The sequence below is a fragment of the Chitinophagaceae bacterium genome (genome assembly GCA_016699815.1).
GTDB lineage: Bacteria > Bacteroidota > Bacteroidia > Chitinophagales > Chitinophagaceae > Ferruginibacter.
In genome coordinates, this window is record CP065012.1 from 2,469,898 (window position 1) to 2,488,809 (window position 18,912).

Annotated in this window: 15 protein-coding genes and 1 riboswitch; of the genes, 13 read left to right on the top strand and 2 right to left on the bottom strand. The window is 38.2% G+C overall.

Annotated elements, in window-relative coordinates; translation table 11 throughout:
* Nucleotides 1-38 precede the first annotated feature (38 nt).
* The 4 genes from IPO46_11015 to IPO46_11030 all read left to right on the top strand — a co-directional run bounded on the left by IPO46_11015 (nt 39) and on the right by IPO46_11030 (nt 4,543).
* The gene (locus IPO46_11015; protein QQS62607.1) at nt 39-1,103 is read left to right on the top strand and encodes a branched-chain amino acid aminotransferase; all 1,065 of its coding nucleotides are present in this window, start codon (nt 39-41) and stop codon (nt 1,101-1,103) included.
* Between the two features lie 204 nt (nt 1,104-1,307).
* Nucleotides 1,308-1,682 (top strand): 30S ribosomal protein S12, encoded by a 375-nt coding sequence (locus IPO46_11020; GenBank protein QQS62608.1) that lies wholly within the window; start codon nt 1,308-1,310, stop codon nt 1,680-1,682.
* Nucleotides 1,683-1,728: 46 nt separating this feature from the next.
* Nucleotides 1,729-2,196 carry a 30S ribosomal protein S7 gene (gene rpsG / locus IPO46_11025; GenBank protein ID QQS62609.1) on the top strand — a complete coding sequence of 156 codons (468 nt, stop codon included), beginning with the start codon at nt 1,729-1,731 and terminating at the stop codon, nt 2,194-2,196.
* Nucleotides 2,197-2,323: 127 nt separating this feature from the next.
* Nucleotides 2,324-4,543: a glycoside hydrolase family 97 protein gene (locus IPO46_11030; protein QQS62610.1), complete on the top strand. Its 2,220-nt coding sequence runs from the start codon at nt 2,324-2,326 to the stop codon at nt 4,541-4,543.
* Here the strand turns inward: IPO46_11030 and IPO46_11035 are convergent, their stop codons facing one another.
* Nucleotides 4,544-5,086 (bottom strand): hypothetical protein, encoded by a 543-nt coding sequence (locus IPO46_11035; protein ID QQS62611.1) that lies wholly within the window; start codon nt 5,084-5,086, stop codon nt 4,544-4,546.
* 181 nt (nt 5,087-5,267) lie between these two features.
* Between IPO46_11035 and IPO46_11040 the strand changes: the two genes are divergently transcribed.
* The 4 genes from IPO46_11040 to IPO46_11055 all read left to right on the top strand — a co-directional run bounded on the left by IPO46_11040 (nt 5,268) and on the right by IPO46_11055 (nt 10,562).
* Nucleotides 5,268-5,756, top strand: a complete 489-nt coding sequence (locus tag IPO46_11040) for a hypothetical protein (GenBank protein ID QQS62612.1) — start codon at nt 5,268-5,270, stop codon at nt 5,754-5,756.
* Between the two features lie 150 nt (nt 5,757-5,906).
* The gene (locus tag IPO46_11045; protein QQS62613.1) at nt 5,907-6,467 is read left to right on the top strand and encodes a porin family protein; all 561 of its coding nucleotides are present in this window, start codon (nt 5,907-5,909) and stop codon (nt 6,465-6,467) included.
* A 473-nt stretch (nt 6,468-6,940) separates the two neighbouring features.
* Nucleotides 6,941-9,091, top strand: a complete 2,151-nt coding sequence (fusA, locus tag IPO46_11050) for an elongation factor G (GenBank protein QQS62614.1) — start codon at nt 6,941-6,943, stop codon at nt 9,089-9,091.
* A gap of 448 nt (nt 9,092-9,539) precedes the next feature.
* The gene (locus tag IPO46_11055; protein ID QQS62615.1) at nt 9,540-10,562 is read left to right on the top strand and encodes a hypothetical protein; all 1,023 of its coding nucleotides are present in this window, start codon (nt 9,540-9,542) and stop codon (nt 10,560-10,562) included.
* A gap of 1 nt (nt 10,563) precedes the next feature.
* Here IPO46_11055 and IPO46_11060 read toward each other — a convergent pair whose 3' ends face one another.
* Nucleotides 10,564-12,264, bottom strand: coding sequence for a DEAD/DEAH box helicase (locus tag IPO46_11060; protein QQS62616.1), 1,701 nt, complete (start codon nt 12,262-12,264; stop codon nt 10,564-10,566).
* A gap of 307 nt (nt 12,265-12,571) precedes the next feature.
* Here IPO46_11060 and IPO46_11065 point away from each other — a divergent pair, with 307 nt between their 5' ends.
* The 5 genes from IPO46_11065 (at nt 12,572) to IPO46_11085 (ending at nt 18,859) form a co-directional block, all read left to right on the top strand.
* The gene (locus IPO46_11065; GenBank protein QQS62617.1) at nt 12,572-13,504 is read left to right on the top strand and encodes an ATP-binding cassette domain-containing protein; all 933 of its coding nucleotides are present in this window, start codon (nt 12,572-12,574) and stop codon (nt 13,502-13,504) included.
* A 16-nt stretch (nt 13,505-13,520) separates the two neighbouring features.
* Nucleotides 13,521-14,831 (top strand): ABC transporter permease, encoded by a 1,311-nt coding sequence (locus IPO46_11070; protein ID QQS62618.1) that lies wholly within the window; start codon nt 13,521-13,523, stop codon nt 14,829-14,831.
* 115 nt (nt 14,832-14,946) lie between these two features.
* Nucleotides 14,947-15,061, top strand: a riboswitch (SAM riboswitch).
* Nucleotides 15,062-15,211: 150 nt separating this feature from the next.
* A complete protein-coding gene (locus IPO46_11075) occupies nt 15,212-16,390 on the top strand; it encodes a PLP-dependent transferase (protein QQS62619.1) in 1,179 nt (392 codons plus the stop codon).
* Between the two features lie 32 nt (nt 16,391-16,422).
* Nucleotides 16,423-17,679: a homoserine dehydrogenase gene (locus IPO46_11080; GenBank protein ID QQS62620.1), complete on the top strand. Its 1,257-nt coding sequence runs from the start codon at nt 16,423-16,425 to the stop codon at nt 17,677-17,679.
* A 589-nt stretch (nt 17,680-18,268) separates the two neighbouring features.
* Complete coding sequence (locus IPO46_11085) at nt 18,269-18,859, top strand: hypothetical protein (protein ID QQS62621.1); 591 nt, start codon at nt 18,269-18,271, stop codon at nt 18,857-18,859.
* Nucleotides 18,860-18,912 lie beyond the last annotated feature (53 nt).

The following is an 18,912-nucleotide window of genomic DNA, read 5'->3' on the forward strand; positions in this document are numbered from 1 at the left end:
GCAGGTATTTTTCGTTTCTTTGCGTAAAATTAACGATTATGATTGCTGCTGCCGGAATTAAAATTACAAAAGCCCAAAACTCTAAGTTAAAAGACATTAACCTGGAGAATATTGCCTTTGGAAAATATTTTACCGATCACATGCTGGAAGCCGACTATGAAGACGGCGAATGGAAAAATGTGGAAATAAAACCATACCAGCCATTAATGCTTGAACCTTCCATATCTGCTCTGCATTATGGCCAGGCCATTTTTGAAGGAATAAAAGCCTATAACCATCCCAATGGCAATGCCTATATTTTCAGACCGCAGGATAATTTTAACCGCTTTAATATTTCCGCAGAAAGGATGCAAATGCCAAAAATTACAGAAGACATTTTTATGGAAGGTATGCGCCAACTGGTAAGTATAGATAAAAGCTGGATACCCGACAGGGAAGACCATTCCTTGTACATAAGGCCCTTTATGTTCAGCACCGATGAAATGATAGGGGTGCGCCCAAGCGATACTTACAAGTTTATGATACTATTGAGCCCAACAGGCCCATATTACAATACTCCCATGCGTATTTATGTAGAAGAACATTTTGTACGTGCTGTGCCCGGTGGTGTTGGCTATGCAAAAGCTGCCGGCAACTATGGCGCCGCAATGTATGCAACGGCACAGGCAAAGAAAAAAGGCTACGACCAGGTTTTGTGGACCGATGCATTTGAACATAAGTATGTGCAGGAATGTGGAACAATGAATGTATTTTTTATTATAGGAAATTCGGCAATTACCCCGGATTTAAGTAAGGGAACCATTTTGGCAGGCATTACCAGGGAAAGCGCCATGCAGGAATTAAATGAAATGGGCTTTAAGGTAGAAGAAAAAGAACTTTCAATAGACGATATTATAGATGCCCACAAAGCAGGCCTTTTATACGAAGCTTTTGGTACGGGAACAGCAGCTACCATTTCCCTTATTAAAGAACTGCGTTATAAAGATTATGTAATGAAATTTGACGTAGATCAATGGCAAACAGCGCCTAAACTGGCAAAACGCTTAAACGACATTCGTTATGGGCTTGCCGAAGATGTGCATGGCTGGATGTACAAAGTTTAAGTGTTTATAAAGCAGGTGCATCAATGGAAAAAATGTATAAAAAAATGCCTTAATATAGTCGTTTGTATTTTTTTTTCCTGATTTTGTACTTTCTGAGGCTTTTTTGCGGCAGAATTCTTCAAATTATTGCCTATAAGTTTTGCCGGGTTAATTTCTTCCCTTACCTTTGCCTCCCGAAAAAAAACGGAGAAAAAAGTTTATTTAATGCCAACTATTCAACAATTAGTAAGAAAAGGCCGTGAAATTATCAGGGCAAAGAGCAAATCAAGGGCGCTCGACAGTTGCCCGCAACGCCGTGGTGTATGTACAAGGGTGTACACAACTACTCCTAAAAAACCAAACTCTGCCCTGCGTAAAGTGGCGAAAGTTCGTTTAACCAATAAGATAGAAGTTATTGCTTATATCCCCGGGGAAGGGCATAACCTGCAGGAGCATAGCATTGTATTGATACGTGGCGGCAGGGTAAAAGATTTACCCGGTGTACGTTACCATATTGTAAGGGGTAGCCTGGATACAGCAGGTGTGAAAGACCGTAAACAAAGCCGTAGTAAATACGGAACCAAAAAAGCAAAAAAATAATTTAAAAAAGCATTAGTACTAAGTACTCAGATAAAAAATAACAACGATGCGTAAAGCACAAGCCAAAAAATTACCCTTAGCTCCAGACCCAAAGTTTAACGATAAACTGGTTACCCGTTTTGTAAACAACCTTATGTGGGAAGGAAAGAAAAGTGGCGCTTATGATATATTTTATAACGCCATGGAAAAAGTAGCTAAAATTAGCGGTGAAGATGGTTACGAAGTTTGGAAAAAAGCCCTGAGTAATATTACACCGGCCGTAGAAGTAAGGAGCCGTAGGATTGGTGGCGCTACGTTTCAAATACCTTCTGAAGTACGTGCCGATAGAAAAATTTCTTTGAGCATTAAATGGATGGTACGCTATAGCAGGGAAAGAAACGGCCGCAGCATGGCAGATAAACTGGCCAATGAAATTGTAGCAGCCAGCAAAGGCGAAGGCGCATCATTTAAAAAGAAAGAAGATACGCACCGCATGGCAGAAGCCAATAAAGCGTTTGCACATTTTCGTATTTAATTTAATTTTTCTCATAATATTTACGCCTGCTTTAAGCAGGTTTTTTTATGCCCGGTGCTTTATTTTTTATCTTGTTCAAAACAATTTTTTTTAATGTAAGTTTACTGTACAAAAAATTTTTTGACCAATGAATTTTAAAAAGGTTTCCATTTCAATTTTTATCCTTGCTTTTTTTATAAATGCAAAGGCGCAACAACCGATTATTATTAACTCTCCTGACAATAATATTAAGGCGGAGTTTTGGTTGAGCAATAGTGGCGAGCCGGTTTATAGCGTGATGTATAAAAATAAAAAAATTGTACTGCCTTCCACTTTGGGCTTTGATTATAAATTGGGCATCCATGCCAAAGATAACCTTGACATGCAGCAAAATTTTTCTTTAGTAAAGAGTGAGCCATTTAGCTATAACGGAAGCTGGAAGCCTGTGTGGGGCGAAGAAAACGAAATAAAAGAGCATTACAACGCCACTACAATCAGCCTGGTTCAAAATAAAAGCTCTAATAAACCATTATACTTAAATATTGTTTTCAAAGTTTTTGATGATGGCGTAGGGTTTAGGTACGAGTTTCCGGAACAACCTAATCTGAACCATTTTATAGTAACAGACGAGCATACAAAATTTGCCATGGCCGGCGACCATACCGCATATTGGATCCCCGGAGATTATGATACACAGGAATATGATTATACTACCTCAAAACTTTCACAAGTAAGGGCATTAATGTCTACTGCAATTTCTGAAAATGCATCTCAAACACTGTTTTCGCCTACAGGTGTACAAACCTCTTTGCAAATGAAAACGGCAGAGGGAATTTATATTAACCTGCATGAAGCAGCTTTGATAAATTACTCCTGCATGAACCTGAACCTGGATGATAAAAATTTTGTGTTTAAATCGTGGCTCACACCCGATGCAATTGGCAATAAATGTTATTTGCAAACACCTTGTGTTACGCCCTGGCGCACTATTACCGTAAGTGATGATGCACGGGTAATACTGGCTTCTAAAATCACCGAAAATTTAAATGAACCCAGTAAAATAAAGGATGTATCGTGGATAAAACCCGTAAAATATATGGGTGTATGGTGGGAGATGATTACCGGTAAAAGCACATGGGCTTATACCGATGGTACCGATTTTTTAAACCATGCAACAGAAAAGCAAATGCCCTCTATTCAACTTGGGGTTACCAATTATGCTAAGCTGGCGCCAAATGGCAAGCATGGCGCTACCACAAAGCATGTAAAAGAAATGATTGATTATGCAGCAGCAAATGGGTTTGATGCCGTATTGGTAGAAGGGTGGAATGTAGGCTGGGAAGACTGGTTTGGCAAATCGAAAGACTATGTTTTTGATTTTGTAACACCTTACCCCGATTTTGATGTAGCCGAAATAAGAGATTATGCAAAAAGCAAAGGCATTAAAATGATCATGCACCATGAAACATCCGGCTCCATAAGAAATTACGAACGGCATTTAGATACCGCTTTTAAATTTATGAAAGCCTTTAATTACGATGCGGTAAAAACAGGATATGTTGGCGATTTACTTCCAAGAGGCGAACATCATTATGGCCAATGGGCCATTAATCATTATCAATATGTAATTGAAACGGCAGCAAAATTTGGCATAATGATAAATGCACATGAAGCAGTAAGGCCCACAGGTATTTACCGTACCTGGCCCAATATGATTGGCAATGAATCGGCAAGGGGTACGGAGTTTCAGGCATTTGGCGGCAGTAAGCCCAACCATGTTACTATTCTTCCCTTTACCCGGTTAAAAGGCGGGCCTATGGATTATACACCGGGCATTTTTGAAATGAACATAAGTAAATTAAACCCCGGCAACCACTCACATGCCAATACTACATTGGCCAATCAACTGGCTTTATATGTAACCATGTATAGCCCGCTGCAAATGGCTGCCGACCTGCCCGAAAATTATAACCGGTTTAAAGATGCTTTTCAATTTATAAAAGATGTAGCGGTGGATTGGAGCAAATCCGTTTACCTGGAAGCCGAACCCGGCAATTATATTACTGCTGCACGCCAGGCAAAAAATACCGGTAATTGGTTTGTAGGCAATGTTACGGGTGTACCCGGAGGTAGAGTTTCTACCATAAATTTTGATTTTTTAGATAAGGATAAAATTTATATTGCCACAGTGTACTGCGATGCACCCAATGCCAATTATAAAACCAATCCTCAGGCTTATGAAATAAAAAAGTATGTGGTAAATGCAAAATCAAAATTAAAGCAATGGAGTGCAGAAGGTGGTGGGTATGCCATAAGCATTTACCCGGCAACAAAAGTAGAAACTAAAGGGATAAAAAAGTTGAAGTAATTATTCTTTGGCACCTTTATCGCCTACAAACCACTGTTCTTTATTTTTAAACAATACATTAAAAGTGGTAAGGCTGCCGTAGCAGCGGGTAATGTACTGCTGTAAATTTACTTTTTCTTCATCGCTAAGGTTTTTGCTGCTGTTGATGTTTTGTTCCAGCACCCTTAGCCTGTCCCGCAACATTACTATTTTGTGAAAAAAATCTTCAATGGGAATTTCTTTGGGTTTAAGTGTATTGTCTGCAGGTTGCAAAATAAATTTTCCTCCCTGCCACTTTTCACCTAAGGGAACAGTTTCTGTAAAGCCGCCCCACATCCTTAAAATTTTTAAAAGCGATTTTTCGGTTTCCGAAACAGTTTCCACTTCAGCAGTAACATTTTCAGGTATAATTTCATCCAATTGGGTATCTGCTTTATCAATTTCTTTAATGCCGGTATTGATAAATGCAATTAAATAGGTTGCATATTTAACAACGATAATTACACCCGGGCCATGTAAGGTGTGTTGTAAACGGGTGCCTATACCCAAAGTGGCTTGTTCCATAGCAATAAAAATAAATTGGTTAAACGCTAAAATAATAAAAAAGCAAAAATATCGTTTATGCTGGTAAATTGTAAGATTACATTAATATTAACAGCTGTGTATAAGTAGTTTATGCAGCAAATTTTAGTAATTGTATATCTTGCACTATATTAAAACTTATTAATAACCAAACAAATTTAAAATGAAAAAACTTTTTGTTATTACTGCACTCCTTGGCGTTACTTTTGCCGCAACTGCTCAAAACGACTCAAAAAAACCATTTAGAGTGAGTATTGGTGCAGAGGCCGGACTTCCTATGGGAGACTACGGTGATTATTACAGTGCCGTATTTGGAGGTAGCCTTCAAGGTGAATACTCTTTAGATGATAATCTTGCGGCAACTTTAAATGCAGGTTACCTTAACTTTTCTGGTAAAAACGGTAGCGGATCTGATGGATTTGTACCTGTAATGGCAGGTATTAAGTATAATTTTACCGAAAAAGTATTTGCAGCTGGTCAACTTGGCTTGATGTTTAGCACTGCTAGCGGTGGTGGATCTGCATTTACATATTCTCCAGGCGTTGGCTACCAAATTAGCTCTAATATAAGCGCATTGGTAAAATACACAGGATGGAGTAAAAATAGCGTAAATGGCAGCATGGTAGGCCTGCGTTTAGCTTATTCTTTCTAATTTTAATATGAGTAATTTAATTGAGCGCCCCTTTTGGGGCGCTTTTTTTATGGCATTTATTAACAAGTGTGCAAAATATAAATTTTTATATATAAATTACAATATTAATATTTGTATTATTAAATTTATTCTTAATCAAAACCGAAACAAATGAAAAAGAAAATCTTTGTACTGGTATTGTTGATTATGTACTTTACCATTACTGTAATTGCCCAAACGGATAAGGGAAACTGGCTTTTAGGAGGTAGCGCTGGTTTCAGTTCATCTAAGCAAGGAGAAGGAAAAGCTACCTCTATTAATTTTTCGCCAAACGCCGGCTATTTTTTTATTAATAACCTTGCTGGCGGTATTTCCTTTGATCTTTCAAACTATAAGGTTAAGGGTAGCGATGGATCTACAACCGATTTAAGTATAGGGCCATTTTTGAGGTATTATTTTTTAAAACTTGCTCAAAGAGCAATGCTCTTTGGCGAAGGCAGTTTTGGATTTGGGTCTTATAAAACTACCGGCACTTATGGCTCTACAGAAAAATTTACCAGCTGGATGTTGGCGGCTGGCCCGGCATTTTTTTTAAATGAACATACAGCATTAGAACTTGCATTGTATTATAATTCACTTAAATATAAAGGAGATTCGGATGCACTGGGAACAATAGGCTTTTTGGTTGGCTTTCAAATACATTTGAATTGCAAGAAAAATAAGGCAAAATAATTTACAGCAAATCAATTATTTAAACTTGCGGCCCACAGGGGCTGCATTTTTTTATTATAAACTAAAGTGAGCAATAAAATTTAGTAAATTTTATTGCTGTGGTGTGGGTTTTAAAAATGATATTTTTAATTAAATGATTGATTATTAATAATTAAGAATAAAAAAATGCAATAAATCAGTTAACTTCTATTTGATTAAAAAACCTTTAATAAAAATAAAAAAAATCATACCTTTGCGCCGCTAAATGCTACGGTAAAGTAAATGGAGCCGCACAATTTAGCTTTTCATGAGAGCTTAAACAAACCATATTGCCCCGTTTTGCTCCAATTTATTTGGGGTGAATTTATATTTAAAGGGGTTTTCAATAAAGATTTACAGTACAAGAGTGCGACGCCAATGAAGCTTAATAGCATTGCAAAAGCCGGGCTCAAAACATTTAAAATTTATAATTCATAATTCTTAATTAAATAAAAATGGCTGATTTAAAATTTCAGAGAAACTTTGGTATTGCCGCTCATATTGATGCCGGTAAAACCACTACTACAGAGCGTATCCTGCGTTACACTGGTATGATCCACAAAATTGGTGAAGTACACGATGGCGCTGCTACTACCGACTGGATGGAGCAGGAAAAAGAAAGAGGGATTACGATTACTTCGGCAGCCGTAAGTTGCAAATGGAATTTCCCTACCGAAAAAGGTAAGGCAACCCCAGGTACCAAAGAATACGCTTTTAATATTATTGATACACCGGGCCACGTGGATTTTACCGTAGAGGTAGAACGATCCATGCGTGTGCTTGATGGATTGATTGCTTTATTTTCGGCAGTTGATGGGGTAGAACCACAATCGGAAACCGTATGGCGCCAGGCCAACCGTTACCATGTACCCCGTATTGGCTTTGTAAATAAAATGGACCGTGCCGGTGCCGATTTTTTAAATGTGGTAAAGCAAGTAAGAGAAATGCTGGGCTCTAAAGCGGTTCCTTTACAAATTCCTATAGGCGCAGAAGACAACTTTAAAGGTGTGGTTGACCTTATTAAAATGAAAGGGATTATATGGCATGCCGAAACCGAAGGAATGACTTTTGATGAAATTGAGATACCCGCCGATTTGCTGGAAGAAGCAAAACAATTGCGTGCAGAATTAGTAGAAGCCGTTGCTGAATATGACGACCATTTAATGGAGAAGTTTTTTGATAACCCCGATACGATTTCTGAAGATGAAATACATGCGGCAATACGCAAAGCAACTATTGATTTGAGCATTGTACCCATGATGTGTGGTTCATCTTTTAAAAACAAAGGTGTGCAAACAGCACTTGATGCCGTATGCCGATACCTGCCCAGCCCTGTAGATATTGAAGCGGTGAAAGGAACCGACCCGGATACTGGTGCAGAATTATTGCGTAAGCCCGATGCAAAAGAACCCTTTGCCGCTTTGGCTTTTAAAATTATGACCGATCCGTTTGTGGGCCGTTTGGCGTTTTTTAGGTGTTATAGCGGCCACTTAGATGCTGGTTCTTATGTGTTGAACGTAAGAAGCGGTAAGAAGGAACGCATCAGCCGCATTATGAAAATGTTTGCCAATAAGCAAAACCCTGTAGATTTTATTGAAGCAGGTGATATTGGTGCAGCAGTTGGTTTTAAAGAAATTAAAACCGGTGATACTTTATGCGATGAAGACCATCCAATTACTTTGGAAAACATGTTTATTCCTGAGCCGGTTATTGCGATTGCAATTGAACCAAAAACACAGGCAGACGTGGATAAAATGGGTATGGCCATTGCCAAACTTGTGGAAGAAGATCCTACACTTCGTGTAAATACCGATGAAGATACAGGCCAAACCATTTTGCGTGGAATGGGTGAACTTCACCTGGAAATTATACTTGACCGTATGAAGAGAGAGTTTAAAGTAGAAGTAAACCAGGGCGCACCGCAGGTGGCATATAAAGAAGCCTTTACCAAAGCAATTGAACACAGGGAAATATTGAAGAAACAAACCGGTGGCCGGGGTAAATTTGCCGACATTATTTTTGAAATTGGCCCTGCAGATGCAGAATGGCTTAAAGAAAACGAAGGCAAACATTTCCAATTTGTAAACGACCTTTTTGGTGGATCAATTCCAAAAGAGTTTGTACCGGCAATTAATAAAGGTTTTGAAACCTCAATGACTACGGGTGTGTTGGCTGCTTATCCCATGGAAAGTATGAAAATACGGGTGTATGATGGTAGCTACCATGATGTGGATTCTGACGCTATGAGTTTTGAATTGTGCGCCAAATCCGGTTTTCGTGAAGCCGGCCGCAAAGCAAAACCTGTATTACTGGAACCTATTATGAAAGTAGAAGTGCTTACACCGGACCAATACATGGGTGATGTAACTGGCGACCTTAACCGCCGCCGTGGAATGCTGGAAGGTATGGACAGCCGCAATAACCTGCAGGTTATTAAAGCTAAAGTTCCCCTGAGCGAAATGTTTGGATATGTAACACAGTTGCGTTCATTGTCATCTGGCCGTGCTACTTCTACAATGGAGTTCAGCCATTACCATCCTGCTCCAAATAATATTGCAGAAGAAGTAATAGCCAAGCAAAAAGGCAAGCAAAGCATAGAAAGCTAATTAGTAAAATTCAGTTAAATGATATGCCCTGCTAAAATAAAGCAGGGTTTTTTTTGCGTTTGTTTAAACAATATCGCAGAACGATGTTAATAAAGGAAGCATTTTGTTTAACTTTTTTTTATCTAACAGTTCAAAACTATTGCTGCAAATATTTCATCTTATATACACTTGAACTGCTAAACGGCCGTTGCTAACCTTTTATTTGTGCCCTTAAACTGGTAATTTCTACCTTCTTTTAAATACGGCCCGTTTAGAAAGACCTGCTACGTTTAAAACGGGCAGGTTTTTTTTATTGAGCATATATAGTATGGGTATGGTGGAAAAATATTGAGAGTAAGATGTGAATTAGTTACATTTATGAAGGCCGAAAATATAATAAGTACGCAGCATAATGTGGTACAATAGCTATTCTATATAGCTATCTTTATGCAAAAGTTGTATTTTTTTTATGAACACTAAAAGCATAAACTTACTCAATGCTGGTTTAATTATACTTTCCCTATTGCTTGCGTATAAAATACCTTTTGAACTTTTTCTGTTTTCTTATGCTGTATTGGGCCCGCTTCATTACCTTACCGAAATAAACTGGCTTAATGAAAGAAATTATTTTGTACGTAAAAAAAAATATGTAATTGTATTGATGGTATTGGCGGCACTGGTTGCATTGCCTTTTGTATTGCGTTTGCCATTTTTGGCAGCGTTAAGGCAAACTTTCGCTGGCAGCAAGGTTGCACATTATTCGCAAACGGTAAATGTTTACATTGTTTTCGTTTCCCTCATCTTTTCTATTGGGCTTATTTATTTTAAAAAATGGCAACAGGTATCGCTGTTTTTTATTTCGGCGGCTATTTTTAGTTTTTTAGTTATAAAATTCCTGCCTGTTTATGCAATGGTTGTAGCCATGTTTATTCCTACAGTTGTGCATGTGTATTTGTTTACATTGCTGTTTATGGTTTATGGCGCCATGAACGAGAAAAGCGCTTACGCCTGGCTGGGCATTGTTTTGCTGGTATTGAGCCCTTTTGTTATTATACTGTTGCCTTTAGATGCAGAAAAATATTTGATAAGCAATCATGTGAAATCTACTTTTATGTACAATAATTTTAACCGGGTAAAAAACAGTATTGCAGGTATTTTACAGTTACAGGAAACCAATGGAAAGTTTAATTTGGTTTCTGTTGCGGGTATTAAATTACAGGTGTTTCTTGCATTTGCCTATACGTATCATTACCTCAATTGGTTTTCCAAAACTTCTATCATTGGCTGGGGCAAAAATATACAGGCCAAAAAATGGGTTGTTATTATAGTGCTTTGGGCGCTTTCTGTAGGCTTATATTATTATGACTACCGCACCGGGCTGCTGGCATTATTTTTTTTAAGCTTGTTGCATGTGTTCCTTGAGTTTCCGCTCAATATTATTTCGGTGAAAGGGATTTTTGCAAAGTTGTTTATGAAAAAAGGGAATCTATAAATTAAAACCTTCTTTTTTCATTTCTGCCCGCTCTTGCTTCGTCGCTGGGTTTTTTAAATCCGCCATCTGCTTCATTCATGCGTATGGTACGGTTGTTATGGCGTTTGCCGTCAAGCGATTTTATCATTTTGCCAGCATTGGCATTATCTACTTCTACCCAGGTATTCATTTCCCTTAGATCTATTTTACCCAGTACATCTTTTTTTAGGTTGCTTTCATCTAAAATAAATTGTAAAAAGCTGGCTTTATAAAAACCATCTTTGGTGCCCAGGTTTATAAATAACCTTGTATATCCATTATCCCTTCTGTTAAAACTTCCCCTTTCCCTGCGGCCACCTTGCATGCGGGCTTCTGGCTGCGAACCCCTGCCTGAATCCCTTGCATTCAGGTCGTCGGCGTTTTCATAGTATTTTAAAAAATGGTTGAATTCAAGGGCTGCCACTCTTTGCAATACTTCTTCCTTGCTTACATTTTCAAATTTCTTGATTAAGTCGGGCAAAAAAGTTTCGTAATCGCCGTTGGAAATATCTGCATTGCTGAGGGTATCCATAAAATGGAAAAATTGTTTACGGCAAACTTCTTTGCCTGATGGGATATCCAGCCTGTGAAATTGTTTATTGATAAGCCTTTCCAGCGATTTTATTTTGTACTGCTCACGGCTATGGCAAATGGAAACACAGATGCCGCTTTTGCCGGCCCTTGCCGTTCTTCCGCTACGGTGTGTGTACACTTCTAAATCGTCTGGCAATTCATAATTAATTACATGGGTTATGCCATCTACATCAATTCCCCTGGCCGCCACATCTGTCGCAATAAGCAATTGTAGAGATTTGCTGCGGAACCTGCCCATTACTTTATCTCTTTGCTGCTGTGTAAGATCGCCATGCAGGGCTTCAATATCGTACCCGCTTTTGGCCAGTTTTTCGGCAATTTCCTGTGCATCTGCCTTGGTACGGGTAAAAATGATGCCGTACATTCCCGGGTTAAAATCTATAAGCCGTTTTAATGTTTCATAACGGTGATGCGCCTGGGTAATAAAATATTGATGGTCTATATTTACGTTGCCGCTGTTTGCCTTGCCCACGGTAATTTCTTTGGGTGAGGTCATGTAATTTTTAGAAATAGCACGTACTTCCGGCGGCATAGTTGCGCTAAACAACCAGGTACTTTCTCTTATTACGGTATTTTTTAAAACAAAATCTATATCGTCTCTAAAGCCCATGTTCAGCATTTCGTCGGCTTCATCCAGCACTACATATTTTACTTTTCCCAGGTCAATGGCTTTTCGTTCAATAAGGTCAATGAGCCGGCCTGGGGTTGCCACAACAATTTGAACTCCTTTTTTAAGGTTTCTTACTTGCATGGTGATAGATGCACCGCCGTAAACCGCTTCTGTATAAACGCCCCTTATATGTTTGCTGTAGGTAGAAAGGTCGTTGGTTATTTGCAAACAAAGTTCCCTTGTAGGGCATACAATTAAGGCTTGCGGAAATTTATCGCTTATATTAATTAACTGCAAAAGCGGTAAACCAAATGCTGCTGTTTTTCCGGTGCCTGTTTGGGCAAGCCCTACAAAATCTTTTGTGCCGCTTAATAAAACGGGTATGGCTTTTTCCTGTATAGGCGTTGGGCTTGTAAAACCGAGTTCGGTAATGGACTTGATGATTTGCTCATTAAGCCCTAATGATTCAAATGAATTCATAACAATAAAATAATTTAAGGCAGAAGTATGCCCGTGAAAACATGTATTAGCAGAAAAATTTCATACATACATGTTATGCACCGGCTGCGGAAAAAATACCGGTAGTGTTAGTAACACCGGCTCTGTACAGCATCTTTGCACGTCATGCAAATACTTGGAAATTTTACAATCGGGCGCAAAGTTACGGTTTTTATGTGAATTAATAATAGTTTTTTGTTTATTTCATTATTTGCTATTGCCGCTTAGCTATTTATTAGAAAATGTTAACTGCTTATGCTATTATATTTGTACATAAATTTTTTTTACAATGACTAATTTATTGGAGTTGCAAAACCTGAAAAAATATTTTGCCACTCAAAAGGCCGTTGATGATATGAGTTTTTCCATTCAAAAGGGGAGCATCTTTGGATTATTGGGCCCCAACGGTGCAGGTAAAACCACTTTGCTGCGTATGATTACTGGGATATTTTATCCTGACAGCGGGCAGATATTATTCGATGGAAAAAAATTTGATCCACTAAACGATGCACAAAACATTGGCTATATGCCCGAAGAAAGGGGCTTGTATAAGAAGATGAAAATTGGGGAACAAGCCGTTTACCTGGCACAGTTAAAAGGGTTGAAAGCCACTGAAGCCACACAAAAAGCAAAAGATTGGTTCACTAAATTTGAGATGCAAAGCTGGTGGAACAAAAAGGTGGAAGACCTGAGTAAGGGCATGAGCCAGAAGCTGCAATTTGTAACCACTGTAATGCATAACCCCAGTTTAATTATTTTAGATGAACCCTTTAGCGGGCTCGATCCGGTAAATGCCAATTTAATAAAGGAAGAAATTTTTAAGCTTGCTGAAAACGGGTGCACCATTATTTTTAGTACACACCGTATGGAGCAGGTAGAAGAAATATGCAGGCATATTGTGCTGATGAATAAAGGGAAAAAAATACTGGATGGAACGGTGCAAAATGTAAAGAATGAATTTAAGGATAATATTTATGAATTGAAAGGCAATATTTTGCCGGAACATACCATGACGGGCATCTTTGAAGTAGTAAACCTCAGCAACGGAAGGTTACGCATAAAACTTTCGCAGGGCACCAGGCCCAATGATGTGTTGCAATACTTCATTAATCAAACTGTGGCCATCAACTCATTTAACGAAGTGCTGCCTACCTTAAACGATATTTTTATTAAGCTGGTAGAAGGCACCGCAACAGCAAGGCAATTTCAAAATATTTCGTAATCTCTTATTAATTTTTATGAGCAAGATAGGTTTAATTGTAGGCCGGGAATACTTTACAAGGGTAAAGAAAAAATCATTTCTTATTACTACGATACTGGTTCCAATATTAATTATGGCCTTTTATGCAGTAATTATTTTTGTGGCAATAAAGGGTGGCGATTCATCAGCCTCCGGCAAGCTGGCCATTATTGATGAAGCAGGATTGTTTCATGACTCTTCTTTTACAAACGTAAAGGAAAAAGGTTTCGAACTGGTGAAAAATGAAAATGAAACTTCTTTTGTGGGTAAGTACAAAAGCAAAGGTTATTTAGGTTTTTTATATATCCCTAAAATTAATATTGATAAACCTGAAGGTATTGTGTTACACAGCCAAAGCAGTATTAGCCTTACCAAAACAGTTGAAATAAACGATATGGTAAATAATGCCGTGGAAGATAAGCGCCTGGCGGCATTGGGTATAAAGCCGGAAGATTTTAAAAAATTATCGGCCGATGTATCCATTCAAAGTACTATAGATACCAAAGAAGGCGGAAAGAAAACCGTGGCAGGTATTTCTTATGCCGTATCTTATTTATGCGGCATACTTATTTATTTAATGATGATTATTTACGGTACACAGGTAATGAGGGGTGTTACCGAAGAAAAAACAAACCGTATTTCGGAAGTGGTGATAAGTTCGGTAAAACCATTTGAATTAATGATGGGAAAAATTATTGGCATTGGCGCTGTGGGCCTCACACAGTTTGCCATTTGGATAGTATTATTTGTAATACTTCAGGGAATCATCCCACTGCTTATGCCCGACATTTTAAACCAGGCCGGAGCTGCTGCTACAGCCGCAAATGATTCTTCATCGTCAATAGGCGTAATGAAAGAAATTACCAATGGTTTATCTACATTGCCCATGGCAAAAATAATTGGTTGGTTTTTATTTTACTTTTTGGGTGGATACCTTACTTATGCATCTTTATTTGCCGCAGTAGGTAGCGTAGTGAGCGAAGACCAGCAGGAAGCACAGCAACTGGTGTTTCCTATATTAATGCCCATTATTTTAGGCTTTGTAATTATGACCAATGCCGTACAAAACCCCGATAGTAACCTGGCTTTATTCGGCAGCTTGTTTCCCTTAACATCTCCCGTGGTAATGATGGGAAGAATTACTTACGATATCCCACTTTGGCAACTGCTTTTATCGGCAGTATTATTAATTGGCACTTTTATTTTACTTACCTGGTTAACTGCAAAAATTTACCGTATTGGCATTTTAATGTATGGTAAAAAACCAAGCTGGAAGGAGATGATGAAATGGGTTTTCAGGAAATCATAAATCAAAAAAAAAAAAGCATAATTGGTTTTCTATTTTTCCTTTTTAGAAAGAAATAAAATAAAAAATTTGGAAATTTAAAAACTATGCGTTTAACTTTGCAGCAGTTCTTTAAATAATCTTATCAAGAAAGGCAGAGGGTAATGGCCCGTTGAAGCCTTGGCAACCTGTTCCGTTTATTTCGGAAAAAGGTGCCAAATCCATCCCAACAGTATTATTGGGACAGATAAGTCAGACATTAAGCTAAAAAGTAAAAACAATTTATAAAAGCTCATCTGGCATATCGGGTGAGCTTTTTTATTTTAGAAAAACCCCGGTATTTATTCCTCAATTTTCAGGATAAGATTATTTAAAATTTTTAAATAAAAATTAAACATCTTATCATGAGCACAGCAACACAACTCATCCACAGCATCCCTGTATGCGAACTTACTGGTTCCATTAGCGTACCCATTTATCAAACCAGCACTTTTGTACAACAAGCCCCGGGCATTAACAAAGGTTTTGATTATTCCCGTACCAATAACCCTACAAGGGCAACGCTGGAAAACATTATTGCAACTTTAGAGAAAGGCAGTACCGGAATTGCCTTTGGCAGCGGCCTGGCAGCAATAGACGCCGTATTAAAATTGCTAAAAGCAGGTGACGAAATAATTGCCGTAGATGACATTTACGGGGGTGCGTTCCGCTTATTTACGCATGTGTATGAAAAGTTTGGCATTCAAGTGAAATATGTTGATACTACACAGGTAGAAAATATTTTTAATGCCGTAACCAAAGCAACAAAACTTATTTGGATTGAAACGCCTACAAACCCCACTTTAAAAATCAGCGATATACAAGCCATCGCCAAAATTGCAAAGGCACAGGGCTGCTGGCTTTGCGTGGATAACACTTTTGCTTCGCCCGCTTTACAGCAACCTCTTGCGCTGGGAGCTGATATTGTAGTGCATAGTGCAACAAAATATCTTGGAGGGCATAGCGATTTAATTGCAGGCCTTGTTATTACCAAAGAAAAAGAGCTTGGCGAAAAAATAAAATTTATCCAAAATGCAAGTGGCGCTGTTTTGTCTCCATTCGATAGTTGGCTGGTGATAAGGGGAATTGAAACACTCTGCCTGAGGGTGCAGCAGCATAGCAAAAATGCACAGTTGGTTGCCGAATTTTTAGCAACACATCCTTTTGTAGCAGATGTTTATTACCCTGGCTTACCCACCCATCACAATCATGATATTGCGTTAAAACAATCTACAGGTTTTGGTGGTGTAGTTTCTTTTTCATTAAAACAGGATACCGAAGAAGCAGCAACAGCCTTTGTTACCAACACCAAACTTTTTCAACTTGCCGAAAGCCTTGGCGGTGTAAAGAGCCTTCTTTGTCATCCTGCAACAATGACGCATAAAAGTATACCTGCGGAAAAAAGAAGGGCGGCAGGTGTTGCAGACAGCCTGATCAGGCTTAGTGTGGGGCTGGAAGAAGCTGCTGATTTAATTTCCGATTTAACGAATGCTTTTCATAAAATAAATCACTTGCAGCATATTTTGACCGGAGAGCCTGTTTGAAAGTATTTTATTAATCAGTAGAAACATAATTTATGTCAGATCAATCTAAAATTACTATTGGCTTGTTTGGTTTTGGTGTAGTAGGCAAAGGGTTTTATGAAGCGCTTATTCACACTCAAAATATTCAGGCGAAAATAAAAAAGATAGGTATCAAAATACCGGGTAAGGCCCGTGGCGCCGGTAAATTACCATTTACTATAAACGAAGATGATATTTTACAGGATGAAGAAATCAATACCGTTGTAGAATTAATTGATGACCCTAAGGCAGCATTTACTTTCGTTAAAAGAGCATTACAAAATGGCAAAGCAGTAGTAAGCGCCAATAAAAAAATGATAGCTGATAATTTTGAAGAATTATTGAATTTGCAAAAACAGTATAATGTTTCGTTGCTTTATGAAGGAGCTTGTTGTGCCAGCATTCCCATTATTCGGTGCCTGGAAGATTATTTTGGATATGATGAGGTGAAATCAATAAGAGGAATTATTAATGGCAGCACCAATTATATACTATCTCAAATGGTAGATAAAGGGTTACTTTTTAATGATGCATTAGCTGCTGCCCAAAAATTAGGCTTTGCAGAAGCCAACCCTGCACTGGATATAGAAGGGCACGATGCTGCCAATAAACTTTCCATACTGCTTGCCCATGCTTTTGGATGTACTGCATTGGCCGGTGAATTTTTGTATTTCGGCATTACCAATATTTCACGGCATGATGCTGAGTATGCTTGTTCTAAGCATTGTAAAATAAAATTGGTTGCAAGAGCACAAAAAATCGGTGATGGTACTATTGCAGCTTTTGTGCTTCCGCATTTGGTTATGCAGGATGACGAGTTGTACCATGTAAATAATGAATTGAATGCATTGGAAATTGAAAGCGGCTTTGCAGGCAGGCAAATTTTTAAAGGTAATGGCGCCGGGGCATATCCAACTGCATCAGCAGTTTTGAGCGATGTGGCTTCATTGCATAGGCAATACCATTATACTTACAGAAAATTACAAAAGGCAAACCCGATAATAAATAACAATTACAATATTAATGTATGTGTAAGTGCCGATAAACTGTATAAGCTAAAAATTAATACATTTGAAAGTATAAAGAAAATCAACAGCGATACTGGCGTTCACCGGGTTTTTGGAAAGATAAACATCAGGCAATTATTAAACGATAACTGGTGGAAGAAAAGGGCAGTTTCTTTAATTGTATTAAATGAACCGGTTGCTGAAACTGCTGTTCAAAGTGTGGATAAGTGTAAAGCAAGTGAATTTGCAGAATGTTATATTTGAAGTTAATTTTTACAATATTTAATGATCACTAACTTTATTAAAATTTGTTAATTAAAAAAACTTTCATAATTTGTTTTGGTATTTTTTATTGTGCATCAAAAATTTTTGCACAGCAAGATAATTTTGCTGATGAAGAACTATGGTACCTTAGAAAGGAGGCTTGGATAGTTGCGGCAATAGTTTTTTCCCTTTTGTTATTGGCATTTTACCTCAAGTTTAAACCCAAAAAAGCTAAAAAGGAAAAACCAGGACCTCACAGGACAAGCCAATCACCAGCGGTACAATCCCAATCTGCCAGTGAAGATTTTAACAACAAAAGCACATGAAAATGTGCTTTTGGCTTTTTGTTTTAGTATTTCAATTTACGTTGAGAAAAATATCAAAAATCGCTACCCAGCTCATTTTTCCATCGAGCAGTTTTTAAAAATAAGTTTAATTTATTTTGTCCCCCTTTTGTGGGTATTTGAGGTTCATTCCACGCAAATGCTGTGGCTGTAAAGTCATTTAATCATTCAGAATGGCAGGTAAATAAACCAGGGATAATATTGTTATTTGACAGTAATATTTTGCAGCAACAAAACTTATTATAATGAAAACAACAACACTCCTCTATGCAATCATCCTTTTCTTTTTATCCTGCGAAAAAAGCAGTACAAATCCTCCATTAGAAGAGCCTTACCCACACCAGTGGATCTTTACCGCTGATGCTTCGGCTGATAAATATGTACACCTGGAGCTGGCAGGGAACAATATGAAGCGTAGCGAAATACTTAAAACGTATTCCCTTGCTCAACTAACTCTTGACAGATACTGCGAATTTAATGTGGCCGAATCACTAACTGAATTTACCAATGAAAAATGTTACACCATTCAGTTTGAGCGGCAGCGTAAACGCTGGCTGTTTGCCGGCAATAGCAGCAACGGGCAGGAAGTGCATCTGGGTAATACACTTGGTGGCAGCGAAACAGAAGACCCCGGTGGCGATGGCTATAAATTTTTTATTCATGAAATGCCCAAAGTAAATGGTGTAAGAACAGTGACTATAGAAAGTGTAGATAAACCCGGTTATTATATTTCTACTTCCCCACCGGGCTCTAACTATTCTCCAACCCAGGTAACATTAACACAGCATACAAGCCCACAATCGGCTACGCATTGGCAATGCAGGTCGGCTCAATAAGAAATGATATTACCCTTCCTGTTCGGGCAGGGCGGATTTTTTAAAAATTAAAA